Origin of the sequence: Nostoc sp. NZL (genome assembly GCF_015714705.1) — a bacterium.
Lineage (GTDB): Bacteria > Cyanobacteriota > Cyanobacteriia > Cyanobacteriales > Nostocaceae > Nostoc > Nostoc foliaceum_A.
Window position 1 is genome coordinate 1 of the sequence record NZ_WBKL01000110.1, and the last position, 3,124, is coordinate 3,124.

Here is a 3,124-nt window from a genome sequence, read left to right on the forward strand (position 1 = left end):
GGGCAGGAGAATTGGGGACAAGGGGTGAGAACTTGAAACAAGTCTTTCCCCTTGTCCCCAATTCTCCTTGTCCTCCTTGTCTTCCTTGTCTCCCTCATCCCTCATCTCCTGGAAATAGCAAAAGTCCTGAGCAACTGAGTATTATGTTTCCCACTCAGGCTTCAGGACTATCGATTTTAGATAAATTTAAACAACCTCAGAGTTTTGGGTGCATGTTGCATCCACACTAAACATCGAAAAATCCCCTGGCTTTTAACCAGGGGATTTTCAAACTTGGTCTATTAATACAGTTAGAAGATTATTTTTTGGGGGAGATGAGCATCATCATGTTTCGCCCTTCTTTTTTAGGCGCTTGTTGAAGCTCACCAAATGGCTCCAAATCCGTTGCCATTCGCTTGAGCAAATCTTCTGCTAGGTCGCTGTGTTGAATTTCTCGACCCCGGAACATCACAGTTGCTTTGACTTTATCACCATCTTTCAAAAAGCGCTCTGCTTGCTTAACACGCACGTTGTAGTCGTGTTCTTCTATTTTGTAGCGCATTTTAACTTCTTTGACATCAGCTGTGTGCTGCTTTTTCCGGGCTTCCCGCGCCTTTTTCTCCTGCTCAAACTTATATTTCCCGTAGTCCATAATCCGACAAACTGGCGGGTCAGCTTTGTCACTTATTAGCACCAAATCTAACTCTTTCTCTTCTGCTAGTTGTAGTGCTTCCTGTGGGGGCATAATTCCCAGTTGGGCACCGTCAGTATCAATGACCCGAATTTTCGGGAAGCGAATTCGTTCGTTAATTTGGGGCAGATCGCGAGTTCTTTTCTTCTCAATCACAGGCATTATGATTTGTGGGAGCTCTTAATGAAGGATTTGGTGTGGTCTTGATTGGTATGCCTCAGAGGCAAAATACGGAAATAACTCAGGACTGAAAACATAGTCTACAGTTCTAGAGTAACTAATCCATAAAATAGTTGCGTCCTTGTATTTGTCATTCTACTAACTCTCTGAGAATTTCTCTGCAATAGTTAATCTAAATTACACAACCTAGACTCATGTTAAATATTATTACAATTATTTAGCAGTACTTTTTGCGATGGCGTAACCGCCCACCGCAGGTGATCACATCGAGCAACATCATATCTCTAGAATACCAAGATCACATATGCAGGACATCTAGCAAAAGTAATGTAACATATTACCTTACATACAGTAAGTCTAGTAGTATTGCCAGTCAAAAACTGCCGATCAATTTACTTAGCCCAACACTACGGGCAAAACTCAAAAAAATCGGCGGTGATCCCATTTCTTCAAAAGGTGGGAAGGATAGCCGCCCGCCGATTTAGTCATTAGTACTTAGTCATTCGTCATTGTACGAGTATGTCACATTAACCTATCTATGACCGATTCACCGTACCCACTTAAAGATAACCTTGTAAACAACGCTCGCTCGCTGCAACAATTGGCTTGGGGGATTGAGGGGAGTGTGGGGCAGTTTAAGCTGATTTTGGCACGGTGTAATTATGCCAGCTTGCGCGATCGCCTCATAGAAAGATTGTGTGAAATTTGTCAAGTCGAAATCCGGCTGTTGGTGGTGCAGGAATCTCGCAGGACTCTTTATACTGCGATTCGGGAGGAATTTGGGGAGGACATACCAGGCTGTGTGATGGTTGTGGGTTTGGAGACAGTGCAGAATTTGGCAGTGATGTTAACTTCTGCTAATCAGGTGCGGGAGGAGTTTCGCAAGAATTTTGCTTTTCCTTTGGTGTTGTGGATTGACGATGAAATCTACAAGCAACTGATACAGGTGGCTCCTGATTTAGAGAGTTGGGCGATTACGAAGAATTTTGCGATCGCTAAAGATGATTTAATAACTTTACTCCAACAACTGGCCGAGCAATATTTTAGCAATACCCTAACCCTGAATCTAGATGCTTATTTCGTCTTAGAAGCAGAATTAACAGCAGCCCAGAGAGAATTACTAGATGATGCACAGGTTTCTCAAGAGGTAAAAGCTAATTTAGCATCATTGTTGGGTTTGGCAACACAGGTTAATAATAAAATCAATCTGGCGCTGGAACATTATCAACTAGCTTTGGCGCTTTGGCAGCAGCTTAACAGTATAGAACGATGGGGTAAAACCCTCGGTGATATTGCTTTTTGCTATTATCTCAAAGCTTTTCAACATGAAAATATTACTCATCCAGATTGGCAAGCTACCCGGCATTATATTCTTGAATATATTAGCTTTTTGAGTCAAGCTGAACAGCCAGATTTAATTGCTGATTCCATATTTAAATTTGGGGTTATACTGCGTGATTTACAAGAGTGGCAACATTTAAAAAATCTGGCTGGACAAGCATTAGAAATACATAAAACTAATAATAAACCCATAGAATTAGCAAAAGATTATGGGTTTTTAGCTGAGGTAGCTTTAGCTGAAGAACGCTGGTTACAAGCAAATAAATTTGCACAGCAAGCCTTGAATGTAGGAGCGTCCAGCCCTGTTACCATACCAGCACAAAAGGTTGTCGTCTCCAATGATTTGAGTCTCTATCGGTTTATTTTGGCTCGTTCTCAAGATCATTTAGGTGACTACCAAGAGGCAATTCGTAACTTAGAAGCTGCAAAAGATATCGGCAATCCACTGACAGATTTAAGGCTTTATCTGAAGATTCTTAGTTATTTGCAAAAGCTTTACTTTCAGCAAAAAGCATATCTCCAAGCTTATGAAATGAAGCAGCAGCAGCGTTCCATTGAGCAGCAATTTGGTTTGCGGGCGTTTATCGGTGCTGGTAGGTTGCAAGCGACAAAACAATTAGGGGTGCAAGGTCTTGTAACTTTAAGGATTGACAATAAAGATAGCATCGCCCCAGAAATTGCCGCATCTGGTCGTCAATTAGATGTAGAACGCTTAATTGAACGCATGGGTCGCCCGGACAAAAAGTTGATAGTCATTTGTGGAGAATCAGGTGTTGGCAAAAGTTCCCTGGTGAATGCGGGACTTGTACCAGCTTTAAAGAATAAAGCAATCGGTACTCAAGATTATTTGCCGGTGGTAATGCGCGTTTACACCAACTGGGTTGAAGAATTGGGGCGGCTTTTGGGAAATGAGGGGGATGAGGGGGATGAGGG

3 protein-coding genes are annotated in these 3,124 nt (G+C 42.2%); 2 read left to right on the forward strand and 1 reads right to left on the reverse strand.

Features of this window, described 5'->3' with window-relative positions; genetic code table 11:
* Positions 1–230, forward strand: a 230-nt coding sequence (locus F8R90_RS32925) for a hypothetical protein (protein ID WP_230966336.1), incomplete at its 5' end; no start/stop codon positions are given.
* Positions 231–298: 68 nt separating this feature from the next.
* Here the strand turns inward: F8R90_RS32925 and infC are convergent.
* The gene (infC, locus tag F8R90_RS15325) at positions 299–832 is read right to left on the reverse strand and encodes a translation initiation factor IF-3 (protein WP_012412604.1); all 534 of its coding nucleotides are present in this window, start codon (positions 830–832) and stop codon (positions 299–301) included.
* 556 nt (positions 833–1,388) lie between these two features.
* On the opposite strand from infC, the gene F8R90_RS15330 reads away from it, so the two are divergent.
* Positions 1,389–3,124, forward strand: a 1,736-nt coding sequence (locus F8R90_RS15330) for an nSTAND1 domain-containing NTPase (RefSeq protein ID WP_442946748.1), incomplete at its 3' end; no start/stop codon positions are given.